Source organism: Streptomyces minutiscleroticus, assembly GCF_014650875.1.
In the GTDB taxonomy this organism is placed as follows: domain Bacteria; phylum Actinomycetota; class Actinomycetes; order Streptomycetales; family Streptomycetaceae; genus Streptomyces; species Streptomyces minutiscleroticus.
Map to the genome: position 1 here is coordinate 52,193 of NZ_BMVU01000008.1, position 20,400 is coordinate 72,592.

The 20,400-nt window shown below is 71.0% G+C and carries 17 protein-coding genes; 7 read left to right on the plus strand and 10 right to left on the minus strand.

Annotated elements, in window-relative coordinates; translation table 11 throughout:
* Positions 1-386: 386 nt before the first annotated feature.
* Both fxlM and IE271_RS11910 read right to left on the minus strand, forming a co-directional pair.
* Positions 387-2,702 (minus strand): methyltransferase, FxLD system, encoded by a 2,316-nt coding sequence (fxlM, locus tag IE271_RS11905; RefSeq protein ID WP_190190225.1) that lies wholly within the window; start codon positions 2,700-2,702, stop codon positions 387-389.
* A gap of 350 nt (positions 2,703-3,052) precedes the next feature.
* A complete protein-coding gene (locus IE271_RS11910; RefSeq protein WP_308435175.1) occupies positions 3,053-3,595 on the minus strand; it encodes an ATP-binding protein in 543 nt (180 codons plus the stop codon).
* A 217-nt stretch (positions 3,596-3,812) separates the two neighbouring features.
* On the opposite strand from IE271_RS11910, the gene IE271_RS11915 reads away from it, so the two are divergent.
* The 3 genes from IE271_RS11915 to IE271_RS11925 all read left to right on the plus strand — a co-directional run bounded on the left by IE271_RS11915 (position 3,813) and on the right by IE271_RS11925 (position 7,019).
* Positions 3,813-5,141 carry a hypothetical protein gene (locus IE271_RS11915; protein ID WP_229919274.1) on the plus strand — a complete coding sequence of 443 codons (1,329 nt, stop codon included), beginning with the start codon at positions 3,813-3,815 and terminating at the stop codon, positions 5,139-5,141.
* Positions 5,142-5,150: 9 nt separating this feature from the next.
* On the plus strand, positions 5,151-5,708 hold the full coding sequence (locus tag IE271_RS11920; RefSeq protein WP_190190227.1) for a GNAT family N-acetyltransferase: 558 nt from the start codon (positions 5,151-5,153) through the stop codon (positions 5,706-5,708).
* Positions 5,709-6,344: 636 nt separating this feature from the next.
* Positions 6,345-7,019 carry a GGDEF domain-containing protein gene (locus IE271_RS11925; protein WP_190190228.1) on the plus strand — a complete coding sequence of 225 codons (675 nt, stop codon included), beginning with the start codon at positions 6,345-6,347 and terminating at the stop codon, positions 7,017-7,019.
* A gap of 379 nt (positions 7,020-7,398) precedes the next feature.
* On the opposite strand, the gene IE271_RS11930 is transcribed toward IE271_RS11925, so the two are convergent.
* The 4 genes from IE271_RS11930 to IE271_RS11945 all read right to left on the minus strand — a co-directional run bounded on the left by IE271_RS11930 (position 7,399) and on the right by IE271_RS11945 (position 11,200).
* Positions 7,399-8,031: a DUF3618 domain-containing protein gene (locus tag IE271_RS11930; RefSeq protein ID WP_190190229.1), complete on the minus strand. Its 633-nt coding sequence runs from the start codon at positions 8,029-8,031 to the stop codon at positions 7,399-7,401.
* Positions 8,007-8,465, minus strand: coding sequence for a phage holin family protein (locus IE271_RS11935; protein WP_229919275.1), 459 nt, complete (start codon positions 8,463-8,465; stop codon positions 8,007-8,009). Before IE271_RS11935 ends, IE271_RS11930 begins: the two co-directional genes overlap by 25 nt.
* A 5-nt stretch (positions 8,466-8,470) precedes the next feature.
* Complete coding sequence (locus IE271_RS11940) at positions 8,471-9,160, minus strand: hypothetical protein (protein WP_190190230.1); 690 nt, start codon at positions 9,158-9,160, stop codon at positions 8,471-8,473.
* An 873-nt stretch (positions 9,161-10,033) separates the two neighbouring features.
* The gene (locus IE271_RS11945; RefSeq protein ID WP_190190231.1) at positions 10,034-11,200 is read right to left on the minus strand and encodes a hypothetical protein; all 1,167 of its coding nucleotides are present in this window, start codon (positions 11,198-11,200) and stop codon (positions 10,034-10,036) included.
* Between the two features lie 46 nt (positions 11,201-11,246).
* On the opposite strand from IE271_RS11945, the gene IE271_RS11950 reads away from it, so the two are divergent.
* Together IE271_RS11950 and IE271_RS11955 are read left to right on the plus strand one after the other, a co-directional pair.
* Positions 11,247-11,453 carry a hypothetical protein gene (locus tag IE271_RS11950; protein ID WP_190190232.1) on the plus strand — a complete coding sequence of 69 codons (207 nt, stop codon included), beginning with the start codon at positions 11,247-11,249 and terminating at the stop codon, positions 11,451-11,453.
* A gap of 372 nt (positions 11,454-11,825) precedes the next feature.
* Positions 11,826-14,138 (plus strand): 2OG-Fe(II) oxygenase, encoded by a 2,313-nt coding sequence (locus IE271_RS11955; protein ID WP_190190233.1) that lies wholly within the window; start codon positions 11,826-11,828, stop codon positions 14,136-14,138.
* A 681-nt stretch (positions 14,139-14,819) separates the two neighbouring features.
* Here IE271_RS11955 and IE271_RS11960 read toward each other — a convergent pair.
* From IE271_RS11960 to IE271_RS11975, 4 genes are all read right to left on the minus strand, one after another.
* A complete protein-coding gene (locus IE271_RS11960) occupies positions 14,820-15,305 on the minus strand; it encodes a WapI family immunity protein (protein ID WP_190190234.1) in 486 nt (161 codons plus the stop codon).
* 1,195 nt (positions 15,306-16,500) lie between these two features.
* Positions 16,501-16,818: a hypothetical protein gene (locus IE271_RS11965; protein ID WP_190190235.1), complete on the minus strand. Its 318-nt coding sequence runs from the start codon at positions 16,816-16,818 to the stop codon at positions 16,501-16,503.
* A 422-nt stretch (positions 16,819-17,240) separates the two neighbouring features.
* A complete protein-coding gene (locus IE271_RS11970; protein WP_190190236.1) occupies positions 17,241-17,498 on the minus strand; it encodes a hypothetical protein in 258 nt (85 codons plus the stop codon).
* Positions 17,495-17,911 carry a DUF1622 domain-containing protein gene (locus IE271_RS11975; protein ID WP_190190237.1) on the minus strand — a complete coding sequence of 139 codons (417 nt, stop codon included), beginning with the start codon at positions 17,909-17,911 and terminating at the stop codon, positions 17,495-17,497. The genes IE271_RS11970 and IE271_RS11975 overlap by 4 nt, the downstream gene beginning before the upstream one ends.
* 203 nt (positions 17,912-18,114) lie before the next feature.
* Here IE271_RS11975 and IE271_RS11980 point away from each other — a divergent pair, with 203 nt between their 5' ends.
* Complete coding sequence (locus IE271_RS11980) at positions 18,115-18,525, plus strand: four-helix bundle copper-binding protein (protein ID WP_190190238.1); 411 nt, start codon at positions 18,115-18,117, stop codon at positions 18,523-18,525.
* Positions 18,526-18,920: 395 nt separating this feature from the next.
* Positions 18,921-20,381, plus strand: a complete 1,461-nt coding sequence (locus IE271_RS11985; RefSeq protein WP_190190239.1) for an aminotransferase class I/II-fold pyridoxal phosphate-dependent enzyme — start codon at positions 18,921-18,923, stop codon at positions 20,379-20,381.
* Positions 20,382-20,400 lie beyond the last annotated feature (19 nt).

Below are 20,400 nucleotides of genomic sequence, written 5' to 3' on the forward strand. Positions count from 1 at the left end.
AGTCTGCTCTTCACGGCGGCCGGAGGGATGGGCCGGGCGGCCCCTGCCACTGGTTCCGACCGGCTCTCGTGCGTTGACCTGTTCCGCACCGGACGGAGCGAGCCGGACCGCCGACAGGTCCGGAAACCGGCCTGCGGGCACCGGTTCGGACGATGTGGACAGCAGCGACCGGCATTCCTGGACGCCCCGTTCGGTGAAGTGTGGATGCCGCCCGGTCCGCCTCAGGCCGGGCGGCAGGTCCGCGGCGTCTGCGCTCGGCTCCCGCGGGGTGATGCGAAGCGCGTCGGCCAGTCTGAGCTTCGGAGTCGAGCCAAGACGTCCCGGGATCTCCGGACACCTCGGACTTCATCGGACCCGGGCAGACCACTGCCGCCAGGGCAGCGGAATCAAGCCCGCTGATCCCCCGCCGGGAGCAGGGCCTGCGGCCCGGCCGGTGTCCTGCCGGGCCACCGCAGAACCAGTCGGGAAGCGGGCTTGTCGAGCACGTCGCCGGGCGGCAGCCGGTCGTCGGGAGTGCCGGCCGGGTGGACGGTCATAGGCGGGTAACCGCTCTCGCGTACGTGCTGGTCCCAGTCCCGCACGCATGCGGTGAACCGCTCGGCCAATTCCGGGCCGGCAGGCCCGTAGGCGTGGATACGGAACTCGTAGCGGCGGTCGGCAGGCTTGGGCGCATCGTGAATCTTGATGTGGGTCAGGTAGGCCAGGGAGCCGTCGACGGCAATCGCGGCGGCGTCCTGCTCCACCACCGACTCGGACCCTTTCGGCGCGGACAGGCGACAGAACTCCTGCAGGGTGGTCGCGGCGTAGATCTGCAGGGTTTCGAAGCTGTACTGGCCGGGGAGGACGACGCCGGTGGCGCGCTCGTGCCGCGGTCCGCGCAGGGCCTCCGCCAGCCCGCGGGCGTCACCGGGCACCCCCTCCTCCCACCGCACCGTGACAGCGCCGTCGGCCAGAGGGACGGCCGCGGCGGTACGGGCGGCGGCGCCGCGGTCCCGTACGAAACCGCAGTACGTCCAGTGCACGGCGCGCAGGACGTCGCCGCGGTGCTCCAGCGTGACGGAGCGTGTGTAGCCGCCCATCCCCAGCGGTACGACCAGCCGCCCGCCCTGGGCGAGCTGCTCCCGCCAGGCCGGGGCGATGTCCGCCGCGTTGTGGGTGATCACCACGCCGTCGAACCCGTCCGAGGGGACATGGCCGGGCGCACCGAGACGGCCGTCGCCCAGGACGGCCGTGACCCGGCCGCTGCCGGCCTCCGCGCACAGCCGCCTGGTGCGCTGCACCACATACGGGTCGAGGTCCACGGTGACCACCCGGCCGCGGTCGGCGAGGACGTGCGCGAGCAACTCCGCGTTGTAGCCGCCGGAGCCGACCTCCAGCACGGTCATGCCCGGCTCCAGGCGCAGCTGTTCGATCATGTCGGCCTGCAGCCAGGCCGCCGAGACGGAGCTGACCGCGCTCCGCGCGGCGTCCCGCACCGTCACCACGGCGAGGTTGTCGTCATAGGCGGTCTCCAGCGGTGCCTCGGGGACGAAACGGTGCCGGGGCACCGCGCGCAGCGCGGCCTGAACCCGCTCGGAGGGCGCCCAGCCCTCGGCGATCACCGTGTCCGCCATGCGTGCGCGCAGACGCGCGGCCTCGGCCGGCTCGCCCGGCACCGGCGAGAAAGCGGCGACGCACGGGTAGGAGCGGACGGGATCCAGCCCGGGGAGCACTCCGGGCCACACGGCGTTCAGGGCCTGCGCAGAGGGCGCGCAGATGTTTCCCAGGGATGCCAGCGTGTGCAGATCGTGCCACTCCCAGCGGGGGAAGCGATGTGGCTCGGGCAAGGTGAGTCCGCCGTCGAAGCCGGCGATACGGACCACGGCGCGGACGCGGGGCACGTCCGAGCGGTCGTCGTGCAGCAGGGCCGGCACATGCGCGTCATCCTCGTCGGCCGTGAGCCCGGTCTGCCCGGTCAGCTCCCGGACGGCGGCGGCCTGCGCGGACTCACCCGCCTGGATCCGGCCGCCGGGCACCTCCCACCTGCCCTGGACGGAGCGGCCCAGCAGAACCCGCCCCGACGGATCGGTGACAACCACCGCGGCACCGAAGGCCGCCTGCGGCTCGAGCCGCGCCTCCTCCACGACCGTGAACGAGCCGCCCGGATCACGCAGCACCAGCACCGCCAGACCTGCCGCGTCGAACCGCTCGACCGACTCGAACCCCTCGCCGAGCAGAGTGAGCTCGTCCTCGTCCAGGGCGATGTCGCGCCGCTTTTCCGGCGTGTTCGCCACGGTGGGGGTGATGACGACCAGCGCCCCGCCCGCGCGCAGACGCGCGGCCAGACGGCGCAGGACACGCGAGCGGTCGCGGACGAACGCGACGGACAACCGCATGGTGATCAGGTCGTAGCCGCCCTCGGTCAGTACGCCGAGATCATCGTGCTCAATGTCCAGACACAGCCAGCGCACCCCGTCCACGCCGGGGTGCTCCGCGCGGGCGCGTGCGAGGGCACCCTCGGCGAAGTCCACCGCGTCGACGGAGTACCCCCGGTCGTTCAGGAAGACGGCGAGCTCCCCGGTGCCACAGCACACCTCCAGGGCCCTGCCCTCCTCGGGGGCCGGGACGTGCCGGGTGAGCAGGATCTTCTCTTCCTCGCCGAGCGTCCGAAATCCGTGGCCGTCGGTGTAGTGCTGAGACCAGCCGGTCCGGGTGTACCCCACAGAGCGCTCCTTGTGCACGAAGGATGGTCGATGATTCAGCCGCTGCCGCCTGGCGGCGCGGACGCCTGTACTCGGGCGGATGGCGACAGCTCGACGAGTCTGTCGAGTGCTGCAGGCTGTGCCGTAGGGCCGGTAGCGGGCCGGTGTTCCTTTCAGCGAAGCAGCCGATCAAGCCCGCCCCTGGCGGGGAGGTGTCGAGGACGTCGTGTCTTGCGTGGGTGGTCACACGGATGCGGTCGGATCCGTGCCCGTGCCGACGCTCAGTACCTGCCGACCGGAGGGTGGGACTGATCTGCGGGCAGAGACCGTTGCTCTGGAGACGAGACAGCTGCGCACCATTGAGGGCACGACTACCGAAGGAGCGTGCGGCCTGAGCGCCATCCTGGCGGTTTCAGGGGGACGCGGCACCAGGCCCGGGCGCCGTCCTCGCTGAACCCCCACGCACCGCCCATCTGCTCGATCAGAACGTCCACGAGAAGCAGGCCGCGCCCGTTCTCGCACTCGGAGCCCGCGTGCCGAGGGACAGGGATCGGCGAGGGCGAGTGGTCGTTGACTTCGAGACACACCTCGTCCTGCGCGGACATCCACCCCCTGAGCTCATAGGAGTCGTGCCGACCGTGCACGACCGCGTTGGTGCACAGCTCGGACAGGACCAGGACGAGCACATCCGCCTGATCCTCCGGCATCGCACACCACCGCAGCACCCACGCCCTGGCCGCGCGCCGTGCGGCCTTGACGTACGGAGCCTGGGACCGGAGCGCTATGCAGAAGGCCGGCAGAGCGGAGTCCGGCCTCCCTACGGACGGGGGAGGGGGCATCTCCATCAAGGTGCTGGTACCGGCGTCTTTGGAGGGCATGCAGGAACTCCCTGGTTCACGACTGCACTTGGTCATGCACTCTCGGCGAAGGCTGGTACGAGCGTTGCAACCACGTGCGGTCGGATCCACCCCCAAACCGCCCTCTGCTTGTGCAACCAAATTGGCGGTTCCCCTCTCTTTCTCCTCGGACAGACCTCAAAGCGGTCAGTACCGTCCATAAAAGACCCCATGAGGGGGAGCGCACCCTACCGTCGAAGCAGTGACGTGCCGGCGGACGGAGTGGGAGACGACCGTGTTGTTCTTCCGACACACCCTCGAACAGCGCGGGGTACGGACCCCCGACGACTTCCTCCCGCAGTACAGGGCAGCAGCCGCACGGCTCGGTCTGACGAATACCGAACCGGCTCCGAAGACCGTCGAAGGGTGGCTCTACAGCGGCCGGAAACCGCAAAGGCCCTTCCGGCCGGTCATCGTCGAAATGCTCGGCTACAGCATCGACGACCTGTGGACCGACGTCCCCGAGGGCACCACACCGGCCTTCGCACCGCTGACCGGAACGTCACCGACTGCACCCCACGCCGACGCCGACGTGGATCTGAACGAGATGAAAAGGACGGGCACGATGGCTGTGCGACGCGCGAAGGAGTTCCTCCTGGGCAAGGACCGCGAGACAGTGGGCGACGACACGCTCGGCCTGCTCGACGACGAGGTGACACGCCTGGTCACCGCATATCCACGACAGCCCCTGTCAACGCTCTGGGACGACCTGCTGGACACCCAGGAGCAGGTCTTCCGCCTCCTGGAGGGCGGCCGGGTCCGGCCGTCACAACTGCGCGACCTCAACATCAAGGCCGCCGTGCTGTCCTTCCTCGTGGCCAAGGGCTTCAACGACATGGAGACCCCGCACCAGGCCATGACCATGACCCGGGTCGCCGCCTCCTGCGCAAGGGATGCCGAACACCCCGGACTCATCGCCCTCAGCGACGGCCTCAAATCGCTCATCGCCTACTGGGCCGACAAACCCGAAGACGCCTACCACTACGCCGGCCAAGGCGCCGCCACCGCCGCCGACCTGCGGGGAACCGTAGGACTGTGGCTTCTTGGCCTGCAGGCCCGCGCCGCCGCGGTGCTGGGGGACGCGGAGACCGTACACGCCGCCAACCAGCAGGCCGCCGACCGACGCGAACGCGTCGTTCCCGACGATCTGGACCGTCTCGGCGGCCTGTTCACCTACGCCCCGGAGAAACAGCTCTACTACACCGTGGAATCCGAAGCGCTCCTCGGACACGGCAACCCGCAACTCGCCGCGCAGGCGGAACAAGCCGTACAGGACTTCAGCGACCCCAGCGCCCCCAACTGGGCCTTCGGCGACCTCGCGGGATCGCAGTGCGACCTGGCCCTCATCCGCCTCTTCAGCGGAGACGTGGACGGTGCGGCAGAAGCAATCCGCCCGGTCCTGGACCTGCCCACCTCCCATCGCAACAACGGCATCGTCGTCTCCGCGCTGCGCGTCCGGCACGCCCTGATGAGCAGCCCCGCCCACACCGCCGCCGCGGCCCGGGACCTTCGCGCAGAGATCGAGGCGTTCCCCGTCAGCCGACCTGCGCTGCCCCGTGGGTAGAGTCCGGGCATGTATCCGGTCAAACGGTCCACCGCACGCCTCGGTCTTCGCGAACTCACCACCGACGACGTAGAAGCGGTATTCGCCATCTACGGCAGCGCCAAGGCGACAGAACACCTGTCCTTCGAGCCACGCACCCGCGAACAAGTCGGCCAGATCGTGGCCCGCTCCATCGAATCAGCCACCGCGACACCGCGCACCGAGTACGCCCTGGCCGTCGTCGAGCGGGACACCGACGAACTGATCGGGTTCGGCCGCCTGGCCACCGACCCCCACCAGCAACGCGCGGCCACGATGGGCTTCGCACTGCACCCACACGTCTGGGGAGCCGGCTACGGCACCGAAACGGTGCGACTTCTGCTGGGCGTCGGATTCGAAGACCTGAAGCTCCACCGCATCTGGGGCGCCCGGTCACCCCTCAACGAAGCCTCCGCCAAGACCATGGCCGCCGCCGGCATGGTCGAAGAGGGCGTGATCCGCGAACACGTCCTGAAGGCCGGCCAGTGGCGCGACTCCGTCGTGCACGCCATCCTCGACCGGGAATGGCGGCCACCGACACCGCTGTAGAGGGAAAACGCGCCGCGTTCAGCAGACGCACAGAATCCTCCCGGGGCTCGGTCCGAGGTGGGCGGTGCAGTACGGGGCCGGACAACGGATGAGGCCACGGACGCGGGCGTCGCCGCTGGACATGGGCGCGGTGGTGAGGCCGAACCGTGCGGGTGTGGCTCACGAGTCCGTTCGTGGCTGCCGAGCGGCACCGGGCAGCTGTTTCCGTACTCGTGGTCGCCGGCGTGCCCGCACCGCGTTCCGGACGTACCGGGGGAGGGCGGGCGGGGACAGGATCCGCGTGTTCAGGACAGGTGACGGTCGTACCGCTCGCGTTCGCGTGCTGCCCGGTATCGCCGAGGTGAACTGCGTCCGGCCGCGCCGCGCGATCGAGCGGATTACGGCGCCCGCGACACGCTCACCCCCGAGCGGTCCCGGGCACCTGCGAACGCGGCGACGGGGCAGGGGTGAGCGGCGGCCCCGAGTACTGCCGCCTTTTCGCCACGTCGACCGCAGTGCCCAGTATGCTCCCGTGTCTCGGGGCACACTCGGACACTGGGCCACGACACAGCAAGAGGCGCACTCCACGGCCCTGGACAGGTGGGAGTGCGCCTCTCCCCTTTGCCCCGCCCACCGGACGAGAACGGAGAGTCCATCATGCCTGTCACCACCGGCTTACGACCCTACCCGCGCACGCTCGTCTTCACGGCGGCCGCCGTGCCGCTGGCTCTGGCCCTGCTCGCCGACGACATGCGCGTGCGCCGTCGGCTGGACGCCGCCCGCAAGGATCCGCTCACCGGACTGCTGCGGCGCGAGGCCTACACCGCCCGGGCCCGGCGGCTCCTGGCCCGCCACGGCGACGACGCCACCGTGGTCATGGTGGACGCCGATCACTTCAAACAGATCAACGACCAGCTCGGGCACGCGGCCGGAGACACCGTCCTCGCCGCCTTCGGCGCCAGGCTCACGGCGTGGGCAGGACCGCGCGCCGCCGTCGGCAGACTGGGCGGTGACGAGTTCGCCGTGGTTCTGGAGCTGCCCGCCGACCGCCGCGCGCACCGTCTGCGGCAGCTTGTCCGCATGCTGCACACCCCGGTCGTCCTGGACGACGGTCGCACCGTCGACGTCGCCGCCTCGGCCGGCGCCGCGGCCCCGGACACGGTGGCCGCCTACGACCTGGCCACGTTGCAACGAGCTGCCGACGCCGCCCTGTACGACGGCAAGCACACCGGCCGCGCGGTCCTCGCGACGGCACAGCACACCATCGTGCCGTCCATCAACAACCGCCGTGCGGGCAGGCCAGGCGCGACTGCGTGGCAGCGAGCCGCATGAGCATCGCGCCGCATGAGCATCGCGCGGCCTCCGTCGAAGGACACATGCTCAAGGGGATCAGGACTGCACAGGCCTCGACCGTCCCCGTCCCCACCCCGGAGTGGGATCGGCCGCGGCGAACGCGGTGCCGGGGCCGGTCGCCGCGCTCGCGGACCGAACCAGGGACACCGTGCGCAGGACCGTGGGGCGCGACTGGCGCTGTTCGGCAGTGGGTGCGTCTGCTCTTCGGCAGCAGAACATCACTGTGCTGCCGCGTCCGCCGTGGCCGTGCACGGCCACGGCGGACGCGGGTGGCCGCCGGACACGCTGTTCGGCGGCCACCCGGACACCACCGCTTCGACGGAAGGCGGGGCCGGTGCTCGCTCAGGAGTTCAGGAGCTCAGGAGCCCTTGGCTCGGTTCCGGGCCTCCTCGGCGGTGTGCTCGCCGGTGCGGCGCAGTTCCTGGGCCCCCTCCTGACCGGACTGGCGCGCCTGCCGGGTGGTGGACCGCGCGGCCTCCTGCGCGGTGTCCTTCACGGAGGAGGCGGCCTGCCGGGCGGGCTCGCGCAGTTCCTCCGTGATCTCCTGCGCGCTCTCGCGCAGCGTCTCCTTCGCGGGCTCGACAAGCTCCCCTGAGCGCTCCCGGACACGCTGTCCCATGCGCTCCTCGGCGGGGGTCGCCGGGAACAGCGATCCGACGAGCAGGCCGGTCCCGAACGCGATCAGCCCCGCGGCGAGGGGATTGCCCTCGGCCTGCCGGCGCAGCTGCTCGGGAGCCTGGCGCGCCTGCTGCCCGAGCTGCTCGGCGGTGTCGTGCACGGTGTCACCGAGCTGGGAAGGGGAGGGGGCGGCGGACTGGACGGTGCCCATCACCCGCTCCTTGATCGAGCCGAGGCGATGCCGTGCGGCGTGTGCCTGACGGCGTACCACCCGGGGCGGGCTGACCCGCTCGGCGAGCTGGTCCGCGGTCTGCGCCAGGTGCGCGCGGGTGGTGTCGGTGTCCTGCCTCAGCCGGTCGGGTGTCGTGCCCATTTGGCGTCCTCCTTCAACGAGTCCAGGGACCGTTCGGGCGTCAGCTGCACCGCGCGCATCCGCCGGCGGCCGGCGGCGTACAGTGCCGAGCCGATGACGGCCCACACCGCGGTGACGATCAAAGCCGCCCAGGCCAGGTCGATGAGGTGCCGCAGACCGTACACGGCCGCGAGACTGCCCAGCAGCAGTGCCAGCCCGGCGGCATAGCCCGCGCCGCCGTACAGCCCCGCGGCCTTGCCGGCTTTCCCGGCCTCCTCCTTCACCTCCGTCTTGGCCAGCTCCAGCTCGTTGCGCACGAGCCGCGACAGGTCACTGGTGATGTCACCGATCAGATCCCCGACGGACGCCTCCGCACGCTGCTCCGGCAGGGGTGCGGGTGCGTTCTCGGGCCGGTCCTGGGAAGGCTGGGACCGCTGGGCGGGCCGGGGTGCCACGGTCGTCACCTCCTCTCGGGCCGTTGGGGCACGGGCGGATGGGTCGGGTGCGTCGGGGGCGGTTCATGGGGCCGTGCGGACTGCTCGGCTTCCGGACCGTCCTGCGCTTCGGGCTGCGGCCCGGCCTCGGGCAGGGACTGCCGCGCGGCCCCGGCCCGCTCCTCGGCGCCGGACTCGTCGGGTGCGCCGTTGGCCGCGGTGACGCCCCGCCCCAGACGGGATACGGCGAAACCGGCCAGCGCCGCACCGGCGAGGAACAGCCCCGGACGCCGCCGTGCGAAGTCCCGCACGTCCTCGAGCAGTTCACCGGGCCCTTGCCGGTCGAGCCGGTCGGCGAGCACGTGCCCGCGCTCGGCCATCTGCTGCACCAACGAGGCGACGGGCGACTCCGGTTTGGCGCTCTCGCTCATGTGCTGCAGGTCCTCGACCAGGTGGCGGACGGTGGAGGACAACCGCCGCACCTGCGCGCCGGACTCCTCCGAGGCCTGCTCCACGAACCGCTTGTAGAGGTCCCGGCCCTGGTCGGTGGTCTCCTGGAGCACCTGCCCGGCGCCTTCCCGGACCGTGCCCGCGACGTCCTGTCCCTTCTCCCGGACGACGCTTGCGCCGTGCTGCACATCCTCTCGGGCGGTCCGGCCGACCGCGCTCTCCTTGCTCTCCTGGTGCGGCCGCTCGGGCCCCACGGTGCGGTCCATCGCTCTCCTCCTCCGCGTACTCCGCTCTCCGGTGAGGTCGGGTCTCCGGTGAGGTCGGGTTCGCGCGCCGCGTACCCACGCGCCTGATCGAAACACTGTTCGGTGAACCCGTTCGGCAGGCTCGTAACAACGACCGGAAAGCGCCGTTTCGACAGGGCGCCGAGCGCGCCGCTTCGAAGCGATTCGCGCCCGCAGGGCGCTCACCAGCCAATACGGGGCGATGCTCGGGCGGCCGGACCAGCGGCCTGCATCGTCTGAACGGACCGCGGCGCCACCCTCGATCAGGACGTCGACCGGCTCCGCCCGCCGACTGATGCAGGCCATGTACGGCATCGGTCCGCGCCGAGCCCCCCGGCTGATGCAGTCCCTGTACGGCATGCGTCCATACCGGGCTCGCCGACTGCGGAAGTACGACACCCATACCTTCGGCTGCCGCCACGGTTCCACTGCCGACCACGGGGCCGACGCTCACCACGGCTGCCTCCAAGCCCAGCACCGTGTGGAGTAGGGGAGGCTCAGATGGCCCTGGACGATCGTGAACAGACCGGGTTGCCCGTTCGCCTTCGCCGTAGGCATCGACGAGGGCCACGGCCCCCTGCACCTCGTCCGGTCGTCAACGCCCCACTGACCGCGGCAGGGCGATGACGGCACCCGGACGCCGACTCGGGGACGGCTGTCCCGGTATTTCGCACGCGAAGAGCGTCAGTGTCACAGCGGTACCGGGCTCGGCATCGGAGCAGTACCGCGCTCGGCGCGCCCCGCGGTGCTGTTGTCGCCGAGCGGTGCCACGTCCCCGCCACGGCCACTGTGAACGACAAGCTTCCTACGTGCCGCATGTGGCGGATCCGGCGGTTCGGAGCGTCGAGTGGAAGCTCAGGGGTTGGGCACGCCGATCGCGTCGAAGCGGCGCATCAGCGCGGGCTTCCCCCGATGGGCGATGCGCAGCTCGTCGGCCCGGCGCTCGAACTCGGAAAGGGTGCCGCGGCGGGCGTGGATCTCGCGCAGGTCGCGCAGCAGGGTGACGGCGGTGTCGTAGGAGGTGGGCTTCTTCCGGGCGATCAGGTCTTCGACGTCGCGCCAGGCTTTCTCCAGGTCGCGGGCGAGGCGGTCCAGGTGTTGCCGGTGGGCCTGCGCTGCGGCGCGGGCGCGTTCCGCTTCGGCCTCGCGGTGAGCCTCCTGCTCGCGCCGGGTGCGTTCGGTGCGGTGATGGTAGGCCGCGTCCAGGAGCTCGGCGGCGCTGCGGAGCGAGACGGACGGGGCGGTGGTGAGGGAAGCCCGGTACCGGGCCAGCAGTTCCGGTCCCGGCTGAGGAGCGGTGCCCAGTGCGGCGGCCAGGAGCATGGCGTCCTTGTCCTTGGCGGGCAGGCTCGCGACGAACGCCGCGAGGGCGCGCCGGTCCGCAGCCGGCGCGGGGTCGGGCCCGCTCGCCTGAGCGGCGGCGGTCAGCAGATCGGGGTCGACCTTGAGGAAGTCGGCCAGGGCTCGCTGCGGGCCAGTGAGCGCGGACAGTCCGGCGGGGACCGGCGGCTCCGTCTCGCGGGTGTATTCCTCCTCGTCGTCCTCGGCCAGTTCCCAGACGGTGAGAGCGGCCAGCCAGGCGAGGTAGAGGGGGCGCAGGTCGCCGGCGGCGAGTTCGGCGCGCAGGCCGATGAGGGAGGACAGCTCATAGGAGGTCTCGAAGTCCCATTCCCCGCCGTCCTCGCAGTCCAGGGAGAAGTCGAGCAGGGTGTACCCGGAGCGGGTCCACACGCTGAGGGACTCCTCCAGGGCGTATGCGGAGGCCTTCTTCGCCGGGAGCACGGTGGCGGGCAGACGCAGGACGAGGCGACGGCTGCCCCAGTTCGCGTAGTACAGGTGAGCGTCGTAGAACTGCTCGACCAGTGCGGTGGTGTCCCCGCGGAAGTCGCCCCAGTGGTATTCGTTGACGAAGCGGGTCGGTGAGATCGAGGCCCGGGTGGACAGGGCCCTCACCTGCTCCAACTGTTCGGAGTTCAAAGGCCGGTCGACGGCCAGGAACTCGTAGTACTGGTACTCGCTCACGGCTCGCCATCCTATCCGCGGCCGGGCGTGTGCCGGGGTGAGGAGCATGAGCAAGGAGACGGACCTGGGCGTGCTGGTGGACGGGCTGCGACGGGATCGCCGGCGCGGCCCGCACGCCGGGCATCGCGCGTATGCGGACACCGCCTGGAGTGTCCATGGGGCGGCCGAGGAGATGGTGGAGCGGGGTGAGGCGGGGGAGGCGGTCCGGCAGTTGCGCAAGGCGGTGGACCGCGGTACGCGGGCGCTGATGTAGTGGGCGCCGATGTATCTGGACGACTCCTCCGGCAGCGTCGGGGACGCGCTGCGGGCGCTGACCGCTCTGTACGCCCGCTGTCCGCCACCTCAAGACCCTGCGCGATGTGCGCCGTGACCTCGGTACCGAACCGGAGTTCACCGACTACCTGCACGCTCTGCGCGCCGAGCACCGGCGCAGGACCAGCTTCCTTGCCCGCCTGGACAAGGCCGCACCGGGCTGACAGCGATCGGCTTCCCGCGGCGAGGCCGTATCGGCGAATCGTCCGTTGTCAAGTCGATACGATGGGTGGCGAAAGCGAGGGCATGCCGTCGGCGTCCGTGACGAGCGCCGGGCGGCGGGGAGCCTGGGAACGGGGAGGGGGCGTGGGGCATGGGGCAGGCCGCGAGGGAACGACTGGCGCGAGTACTGGGGGCAGTCAAGCCGGCGGGGGCCTTCAGCGCGCAGTTGTCGGCGCCCGCCCACCTGCTGGAGCTGGAGGTGCACGGCGTCGGCGCGATCCGGCTGCCGCTGCGCGCACCTCAGGCGAAGCAGCTGATCCAGGTGGCGCGGCCGGCCCGGTTCGGCCGGGGCGAACAGACTCTGTCCGACCCGGCCGTCCGCGACACCTGGGAACTGACCCCGGAGCAGTTCGCCATGCGTGGCACCGGCTGGGAGGGGCTGCTGGACGGCGCCCTCGACCACTTCCGCGAGGAGCTCGGGCTGCCGCCCGGCACGCGGCTGCGGGCCGAACCGCACTCCTTCCTCGTCTACGGCAAGGGCCAGTTCTTCCTGCCGCACCAGGACTCGGAGAAGGACGACTCGATGGTGGGCACCCTGGTGGTGTCGTTGCCGTCTCCGCACACGGGCGGTGAACTGATCGTCGAGCACGCGGGTGAACGCGTCACCTACCGCGCCTCGAAGCAGGACCTCACCCTCGTCGCCTTCTACGCCGACTGCCGCCACCAGGTGACCCCGGTCCGCTCCGGGCACCGGCACACCCTCACCTTCAACCTCCTGGCCGAGACAACCGCACAGGAGGCGGGACAGGACGCGGCCCGTGGTCCCGTCACCGAAGCCGCCCGCCACCTCACCGAGCACTTCACCCGCCCGGCCGCCTCCCGTTACGGCGATGGCCTGCTCGATCCGCCGAACCGGCTGGTCTTCCTCCTCGACCACGAGTACACCCAACGCGGCCTGAGCTGGAGCCGCCTCAAGGGCGCCGACGCCACCTACGCCGCGACGCTGCGCGCCGCCGCACGGCAGGCAGGGTGTGAGGCGGTACTGGCCCTGGCCGAGGTGAAAGAGACCTGGGACGCCTATCCTGCCGACGAGGACCCCTGGGGTGACGACCACGACTACTACGACGAGGAGGAGAGCGAAGCCGAGGACGCGGAGGAGACTTCGGGCGACCTCGGCGACTACCAGCTCAACGAGCTGGTCGACGACGAGATCACGCTGAGCTGGTGGACCACCCCGGACGCGACCGCAGGCGAACCGGTCACCCTCCCCGTCTCCTGGCACGAAACCTGCTCCGCCACCCCGAACTCCCGCCTGACACCCCATCACTGGGAGTACGAGGGCTACATGGGCAATTACGGCAACACCCTCGACCGCTGGTACCACCGTGCCGCCATCGTCCTCTGGCCGCGCGAGCGCGCCTTCCCCGCCCGCGCCGAGGCCGACCCGTCGGCCGCGCTCACCGAGGTGCGCACCCGCGCCGAGAACGGCGATGTGCAGGGCGCCCGCGCGCTGGCCGCCTCGCTCGCACCGTTCTGGCCGACCGTGACCCACGACACCGACCTGTTCACCGCGGCTCTCGACACGGCAGCCGTCCTCGACGCCCCCGACACCGCGACGATGCTCCTGAGTCCGTTCGGCGTCGCCCAGCTCAGCGCCGCGCACGGCACGCCGATGGCCGCCGCGGCCAGGCGCTACGGCGAGCGGTGGACGAAAGGCATCGTCACCACATGGTTCGCCGCAGAACACCACAACTTTGACCGGATCGGGTGGACGCAAGGGACCCTGCGGCCGCTGTGCGAAACGCTGCACACCGCCCAAAGCCCCGGCACGGCACGGCTCCTCGCCGCCGGAATCTGGAAAGCCGTAGCGGACGAGCTGCACAGGTGGACCGCTGCGGGAGCGGCACGGCGCGAGTTCCGCCGCCCCGCCCTCGAGGCACTGGCCGCGCCGCTGGCCGACCTCGTCGCCGTCGCCGACGAGGCGCTGCACCAGACGATCACCGGCAGCCTGCGGTCGTACCCCGACACCGTCCTGGAGTGCCTCCTCCCGGCGCTGCGCTCGGCGCAAGCCTCCGGCACCACGGCCGGCTGGGACGCCATCGCCCAGGACTGTGCGCGGCGCCTGTCCCATATCGCTGCCCAGCCACCGCGTGACCCGGCGGACTGGTCCCTCCCGGCCGCCGGTGCCGGCTGCGGCTGCGACCTGTGCGACCTGCTCGACGAATTCCTCATCTCCCGTACACGGCGAAGCCTGGAATGGCCGCTCGCCCAGGCCGGACGCCGGCACATCCACTTCCGCATCGACGCCGCAGACCTGCCCGTGAACCATGAGACCCGCCGGCAGGGCCGCCCGTACACCCTGGTGCTGACCAAGACCGAGGAACTCTTCACCCGGGCCGCCCAGGCCCGCAGACAAGTGAGCACGGACTTGGCATGGCTCACGAAGGCGTACGGCCTGGCGTGACAACCGGAGTCTTCGGCAGGCGCGGGAGGGGGGCATGTGCGCGGTTCAGCCGCCCGTGGCGTGAACATGAACGCATGCTGTTCACGTGTCCGATGCCATGATCCGTGTGCCGGCAAGGGACGGAACCGTCTTGCGGTCCTCGCAGAGTCGCGGGGGACCGCGATCCGTTCCCTGGCACAGGAATGCGCGGAGACCACTTCGACCCAGGAGGAGCGCCGGGAGCGGGCCGAGTGGACCCGCACCTACGTGGCGGAACACTTCGGCGTCGAGGTGACGGACGAGGAGAGTGCCGGGGTGAGGACGCAGGCCGGGGGATGCGTTCGCCCGGCGGACAGGCGGGCGCTGCGTGATCCAGCAGCCTCTGGTGGTGGACGCTCCCACGCTGCTGACTCCCTGGGCGACCGGCGGGTGTCGGCGCTGATCCAGCGTGCCCACTTCGAGCCCGAGACGCGCCTGTGGGCGCCGGTGCTGTCGGTCCTGGAGGCGGACGCCGACCATCCGGGGCTCGCCGAGCACGTGGGTCGGCTCAAACGTCATTCACACCGTCGACCGGAGACTGTCCGGTGGTACCGGCTGTAGCGTCGGCCACAGAACATGCGGCACTTCGAAGGCACCGGTGCGCCCTGGCGCCTGCAGATCCGAGGCGTGTTCAAGTCGATGTCAGCGAAACAAAGACGACGATCAGCGAGGTGGGAGGGCGAGCAGAGCAAGATCCCACTCGTCAGCCGCGTGAAGCAGCGCAGCCTTGTCCATCCCTACCCTCACGACGTACTGGTGGATGTCAGCCCGCTCGTCGCCCTGCTGCCACGGGGGTGCTGCCTCCAAGGACAGATGAACGTGCATGACTGCCGTCCCGTCCTCACTCCGATCGGCGAGGCTGAAGGCCACGAGCGGCTCGATGAACGACAAGTCCGGGGACAGCTCACCTTCGGCATCGGACTCGGTCACGGCCACCGCCCCCGCGGCCACCGCGCGCAGCCACGCGGCGACCTGGCGAGCCTCGTCGGTGAGCAGACACGGATCGGTGAAGGACCAGCTGCCCTCGGGCGTCCTCACCGTGCCATCGATGACCAGCCAGTTGTCGTCGTACGGGTCGCCTTGGGCCGTGGCGAACTGATAGCGCACTGGACGGAGGTCGACACTGCCGGCGAGATCGTGCAAGAGCATCGCGCCAGGATGCCACCTGCACGCCCTCGGGCGGGCCGAGGACCGCGATCGTGGAGATCCTCGCCGCAGGAACGCCGAGCGCGAGCGCCGCTTCGGCTGCTTCCGTGCCGAACAGGTCGGCCGCCGCACCGGGGACCGTATTGAGTTCTGATCAAAGGGTGACTCGGGTGAGGTCCCTGAGTCAGATCATCGGGGCGCGTAGGTGGAGGGCGGCGAGGTGGCTGTCCGGGGCCTGCCCGGCGGCCGGGAGCGGTACCAGCGGGCGGCACTTGCGGCCGTCGGCGAGGTGGATCTCGCTGGTCTGCCTGCCCCTGAAGCGGCCCAGCAGGGCGGACTTCAGCCGCAGTGGACGCCGGCGCCGGATGCGGCGCCGCTCTGCCCGTCCGCGGTCGGTGTCGGTGCCCCGGCCGGTTCGTCCGTCGACGTCGCTCCCTTCGACCGGGACTTCTTCTCGGCCGCGGCCTTCAGGGTCCCTTGCCCGGTGGCGGGCACCGCCGTCGGATCACACGGACGACGCGTGCCTGCCCAAGGATGGCAACGGCCGCGACAAGAACGGCGGCGGTGCTGGGGGTCGGCGACGGCGAAGCCGGACTGCGAAAAGCGGTCCGTCTTCTGTCAGGTGGGGAAAGCGACCGCACGGTCATGCCCAGGTCCGGTCTCCCGCGTCTGGGAGGAGACCGCCCCTTATAGCGTGAGCAAAGGCGGTGGGCTCTGCGACCTGGGGAGGTGCGCAGGACCCACCGTCCCTCCCTGCCCCTCACGCCCACCCCTCACCCGGCTCGGTGAGCGCGGCACGCTGCGGGCCGCTGCCGGTCCGCCTTCTGGTCATCCACGACCATGGCGCGCGATGCGCCCGTACGCGGCACATTCCCGCTGCTGTACTGGGCGACGGACCGGAGGGGGAACGGGGACAATCCCTGGTCTCGTCCCGGCCGGCACCGGCCCACAGCCCCGGGTGGGCTGATTGACCTGTTCAGCGCGGTCGGGGCGTACTTCTCGGTGCGGCCGCTGTCCCGGCTGCACCATCCGTCGCGGCCCAGACCCCGCTGCGCCCCCACAGGGCCCCGACCACCGGCAAGTTTCCGGCAGGCGGGTCCAGCCCGTAGTGAGCAGTCATTTCGGGCCGGGCGTCAGTGGGTGCACCGCAGCGGGGACGGGATGCCGATACCCCGTCCCCGCCCGGGCGCCTTCGCGTTCAGCGTACGGTCAGTTTCAGTGTGCAGTTCGCCGAGTCCGCGGTCACCCGGATCGTCACCTGTCCCGCGGAGTCACCTGCGACGAGTGGAACGTCTGTCGTCGCGGTGCCGTCGATGGTGCTGGTGACCCGCACCGGAGAGCCGCCGTGGAAGTCCGTTCCGGTGCCCTGCGAGTCGTCGACGAAGTAACTGACCACCGCGCCGCCCACCGGGTTGCCGTCCTCCTCGGAGACGAGACGTACGACGAGGGGAGCGAACCGCTCACCCCTTTCGACCCCCTGACCGTTTCCGGACAGCGCCTCCATGGTGTAGGTCATGTCGCGCCTCCCCTTTCCGATCCTCCGGGACATCCAGGTATCCGTTCCTGGCCCGGCTGTCGGGTGTCATCGACGACGGCTCCCAAACTCCGCGGTCCTGTCCCTACGTGACTTCAGGTCAGTTCTGCCGGGGACCTCGGAGTCGTCGGGGTCGTTCGTCGGTGGCGCCTTGGAGCCCGGCCGAAGGGTGGGCCGACGGGTGGGATGCGGGGTGCGACAGGGGACTCCCGCTTGTCGGCGGATCGATCGAGCGTTTCCTCGGGGTCGCGGAGCAGCCGGGCGATTCCGAGGCGTGCGTGCCACAGGCCGGACGTCGCGGTCCGGTGTGCCGGAACGCTCCGGCACCGTGTCGTTCCCCGGCGCCGGACCGGCAGGCGTCCGCCCTGCGCGCCGGTGCACGAGAAGGCGAGTACCGGAGCGTGTCAGCCGCGCTCCGTGGGTTTTCCTCCTGCCCGCAGTCCGAACGCGGCGACCTTGCGGACGGTGAGGACCGCGGCGGCTCCGAGGATGCTGTGCCAGGAGACGTCCGCCGCCAGCCGGATCAGCCCGGCCGCGGTCAGGAAGTCCAGCAGTACGGGCAGCGCGTGGTCGAGCCGGCGTGTGGCCGCGCCGACCGCCAGGGCGATGAGGACGCCCGCCGCCGTGACCATGAGGGCGGCCGCGGTGAGGACCGGGGTCACGCGGTGCCCTCGGTCCCGTCCGTCCCCGCCTTGTGACGGGAGCGGTCCGCGGCAAGTTCCGCGCGTTCCTGGGCGATCTCCCTGCCCAGGAAGAAGTTCAGCGCCGTACGGATGGCGGCGATGGCGGCCAGCTGGCCGATCTCGGTGAAACTCGGGGCGACCGCGGTGCGCAGCACGTCACCGGCGAGCTGGAACTCAAGGCCCAGAGCGAGGAAGCGGCCCAGGGTCAGCCGGATCCGGTTGAAGCCGTCGGTCTTCCCCCGGCCGCGGACCAGCGCTGTCGCGAAGCGGGCGAAGGCCCAGAGCGCGCCGACGAAGATGACCAGTGCGCCCGCCGTCTCCACCAGCCGCACCAGTACGCCGATCGCGTCACTCAGCTCGGACTCGGGCAGCAGTTCCATGGAAACGGTCATGCGGGGCGATTACCCGGGGGCTGTTCCCCTACCCGGTAGGGCGGCCGAACGGCCCTCCAACAGCTCAATCGGTCCATGTCCATAGGGAGCGGCGCCCGGTTTCGGCGGTGGGCAAGGGTGAGACTCCTATGCGGAACCACCTCGCGCGCTGCGTGGCGCCCTTTCCGCCACCGTGCGCATCACGGACAAGGAGACGAGGGAGCATGACGACATTCGTCAAGGAGATGCTGGACGCCTACCCAGCCGATCTGGGTGGTGTTGACAGCGAGGCACTGGCGAAGTGCGTCGAGGAGTGCGTCGCCTGTGCCCAGGCGTGCACCGCGTGCGCGGACGCCTGTCTGTCCGAGGACATGGTCGGCCGGCTCACCAAGTGCATCCGCACCGATCTGGACTGCGCCGACGTCTGCACCGCCACCGCCGCGGTGCTCTCCCGCCACACCGGCTACGACGCCAATGTCACCCGGGCGGTCCTGACCGCCTGCGCCACCGCCTGCAAGGCCTGTGCGGACGAGTGCGACCGCCACGCCGGCATGCACGAGCACTGCCGCGTCTGCGCGCAGGCCTGCCGCGACTGTGAGCAGGCATGCAACGAACTCCTGGCCGAGCTCGGCTGAGGTCCGTCGGTACGTCGTGCCGTGGCCCGTGGCCCGTGGCCCAGCAGTGCGGTGCCGTCCCGGTGACCGCCCCGGGCACTGCATGCGTACGGGCCCTACCGGCCCGTCTCTGCGGACGGGCGTCACCGCGCCGGCCGTGAAGCCGGCCGGCGGTGCGGCAGCGGCGTCCGGCCGTTAGGTGGGACATGCCGTGACCGGCGGGCGGCCGCGGTCCGGCTTCTGCGGATGCGAAGTCGCAGAGGGCAGGGCGGTAGCCGGAGGGCGGGTCCCCCGCCGCCCTGCTGTTGTTTCGATCTCCGGGTCCGTGCAACCCGGTCGTAGCGGCGGACGCCGGACCCGTACGGGCTTCGGCGGTGATGAGGTGTGCCGTCGAAGAGACTTTCGAGGAGGGCGGTATGGATCACTCTCGTGTTCCTGTGCTGGAAGCGCTGCAGGAGTTCCGGCGCCGTGGTGACGTGGTCTACGGGCCTCCCGGTCACAAGCAGGGACGGGGAGCCGATCCCAGGGTGGTCGACATCGTCGGGGAGGGCGTGTTCGCCTCGGACGTGCTCTCCCTGAACGGACTCGACGACCGTCGTGAGTCGCAGGGGGTCCTGTCGCAGGCGCAGGAGCTGATGGCCGACGCGGTCGGTGCGGACCAGGCGTTCTTCTCCACCTGTGGCAGTTCGCTGTCGGTGAAGACGGCGATGCTGGCGGTGGCCGGGCCGGGTGAGAAGCTCCTCATCTCGCGCAACGCCCACAAGTCCGTGATCGCCGCGCTGATCGTCAACGGCGTGGAGCCGGTGTGGGTGCATCCGAAGTTCGACACCGAGCGTCATCTGGCGCATCCGCCGGAGCCCGACGACGTACGGCGCGCGCTCGGGCAGCATCCGGAGGCCAAGGGCATGCTGCTGATCACGCCGACGGACTGGGGCTCGTGCGCCGACATCCGCGGTGTCGCCCGGGTCTGCCACGACCACGACGTTCCGCTGATCGTCGACGAGGCATGGGGAGCCCACCTGCCCTTCCATCCCGGTCTGCCGTCCTGGGGCATGGACGCCGACGCGGATCTCGTCGTCACCAGCGTCCACAAGATGGGCGGCGCGATCGAGCAGAGCTCCGTCTTCCATCTGCAGGGCGACCGGATCTCACCCGAGGTGCTCAAGCAGCGTGAGGACCTGCTCGGTACCACCAGTTCCTCCTCCCTGGTGTACGCCACCCTCGACGGATGGCGCCGCCAGATGGTCGAGCAGGGGCACGACCTGCTGGACGCGGCACTGCACCGCGCGGCACGCATCCGGGAGGCCGTCACCGGCATGCCCGGCCTGCGCCTGATGGGCCCGGAAGTCGTCGACGCGGGTCTGACGGCGGAACTGGACCCATTGAAGATCACCATCGATGTGCGGGCGCTCGGCATCAGCGGTATGCAGGCGGCCGAGTGGCTGAGGGCACACTGTCACGTCGACATCGGGTCCTCCGACACCTGCCGGATCAGCGGACAGATCACCCACGCCGACGACGACCGGACCGAGAACCTGCTCATCGACTCCCTGCGCGCTCTCACCGAGCACGCCGACGCCATCGAGAAGCAGCCCGCGGTCCGGCTTCCCGAACCGCCCGCACTGCAGCTCGAACAGGCCATGCTCCCCCGCGAGGCCTTCTTCGCGCCCGCCGAGCACGTGCCGGCCCGCAAGGCCGTCGGACGCGTCGCCGCCGAAATGATCAGCCCCTACCCGCCGGGCGTACCCGTGGTGGCCCCCGGGGAGGTCATCACGGCGGCCGTCGTGGACTACCTCCGAAGCGGCGTGGCCGCCGGCATGCTGCTTCCCGACGCCGCCGACCCCACCGCCGAGACCCTGCGGGTGACGGCTCAGTAGAGGCGGCGCTGCCGCCGGC

What these genes read in the sequence shown, in the direction of transcription:
- IE271_RS11910 (WP_308435175.1), bottom strand. Translation starts at nt 3,595, where the DNA reads ATGACCAAGTGCAGTCGTGAACCAGGGAGTTCCTGCATGCCCTCCAAA.
- IE271_RS11920 (WP_190190227.1), top strand. Translation starts at nt 5,151, where the DNA reads ATGTATCCGGTCAAACGGTCCACCGCACGCCTCGGTCTTCGCGAACTC.
- IE271_RS11925 (WP_190190228.1), top strand. Translation starts at nt 6,345, where the DNA reads ATGCCTGTCACCACCGGCTTACGACCCTACCCGCGCACGCTCGTCTTC.
- IE271_RS11930 (WP_190190229.1), bottom strand. Translation starts at nt 8,031, where the DNA reads ATGGGCACGACACCCGACCGGCTGAGGCAGGACACCGACACCACCCGC.
- IE271_RS11940 (WP_190190230.1), bottom strand. Translation starts at nt 9,160, where the DNA reads ATGGACCGCACCGTGGGGCCCGAGCGGCCGCACCAGGAGAGCAAGGAG.
- IE271_RS11950 (WP_190190232.1), top strand. Translation starts at nt 11,247, where the DNA reads ATGAGCAAGGAGACGGACCTGGGCGTGCTGGTGGACGGGCTGCGACGG.
- IE271_RS11955 (WP_190190233.1), top strand. Translation starts at nt 11,826, where the DNA reads ATGGGGCAGGCCGCGAGGGAACGACTGGCGCGAGTACTGGGGGCAGTC.
- IE271_RS11960 (WP_190190234.1), bottom strand. Translation starts at nt 15,305, where the DNA reads ATGCTCTTGCACGATCTCGCCGGCAGTGTCGACCTCCGTCCAGTGCGC.
- IE271_RS11965 (WP_190190235.1), bottom strand. Translation starts at nt 16,818, where the DNA reads ATGACCTACACCATGGAGGCGCTGTCCGGAAACGGTCAGGGGGTCGAA.
- IE271_RS11975 (WP_190190237.1), bottom strand. Translation starts at nt 17,911, where the DNA reads ATGACCGTTTCCATGGAACTGCTGCCCGAGTCCGAGCTGAGTGACGCG.
- IE271_RS11980 (WP_190190238.1), top strand. Translation starts at nt 18,115, where the DNA reads ATGACGACATTCGTCAAGGAGATGCTGGACGCCTACCCAGCCGATCTG.
- IE271_RS11985 (WP_190190239.1), top strand. Translation starts at nt 18,921, where the DNA reads ATGGATCACTCTCGTGTTCCTGTGCTGGAAGCGCTGCAGGAGTTCCGG.